This window comes from Parendozoicomonas callyspongiae (genome assembly GCF_023502345.1).
Taxonomy (GTDB): domain Bacteria; phylum Pseudomonadota; class Gammaproteobacteria; order Pseudomonadales; family Endozoicomonadaceae; genus Sansalvadorimonas; species Sansalvadorimonas callyspongiae.
In genome coordinates, this window is sequence record NZ_JAMFLX010000107.1 from 1 (window position 1) to 923 (window position 923).

The 923-nt window shown below is 36.2% G+C and carries 1 protein-coding gene; it reads right to left on the reverse strand.

Annotation, left to right across the window (positions count from 1 at the left end; translation table 11 throughout):
• Positions 1–507 precede the first annotated feature (507 nt).
• On the reverse strand, positions 508–923 hold a 416-nt coding region (locus M3P05_RS20485), incomplete at its 5' end, for a hypothetical protein (RefSeq protein ID WP_249701992.1).

The window sequence follows — 923 nt, forward strand, 5'->3', positions numbered from 1 at the left end:
ACATTAGGGGCGCAGCTTGCTGCGTCCATTAGATGTGCTTGTTAGCTGATTTTTAAATTAATTTATCTCTACACTCATTATTGTGAGAACCAACAGTGCTGAAATAATAACGCTGTAAATACTAAAGAACGTCACCATTATTATTCCGATTATATTCAGTTGGTTATCATTCATATCCTTCCATTCTTTTTTGAATAGAAACTTAAGAAGTGAAAGAGTAGTTTTTGTGTTGTTATTATTAAAGAGCCCTGGGGATCCCATCCTTTGATATTTATCTGGATGTTTCTTTTTAAGGGTTTTGTAAAGCATACTACATAAGAAAAACCAAATTAAGACTGATGGTGTTAGGGTAATTATTATATCTGGAGCTAAATCCTGAATTATTATATCTAAATTCATAGCATGTTATGGCTTATTCCATTAACTTCTGCAGCTAACGCCTAGCTTTGAGCCACCGCAAGCGTGCCAGGAGCAAAGCGACGAACCCCTTCGATTTGTTAGCTACGCCTACTTTGATAGTATTGGATTTTCACCATTTACCCATACATGATGGGGTAATTTGTTATTTTTCAGACAGATCTTGTTCCCAAACTTAGAGGAAACAGGGAAATATACACAATCATTTTTGATTGAAGATGCTTGTTCACTTGTGGCGTACATTCCAATTAACTTTTCCTTACTCAAAAATACCACTCGTTTTGAAGCCCTCATGGCAATATCATTTTGGAAGTTGAAAAAGTTCGTGAAATTTAAGACCGTGACTTGGTTCTGTAACTTACCTACGAACGAGACTTCAACTTCTTTAGAGCAAGTAATGCTTTCCAATTGGCTGCAAATCAGCTTCTCATATCTTATCGCTTCCGCAACTGAGAACGGGGAAAAGAGTAACAGCAAGAATGTAAGATATTTCATGTCAACTCTTA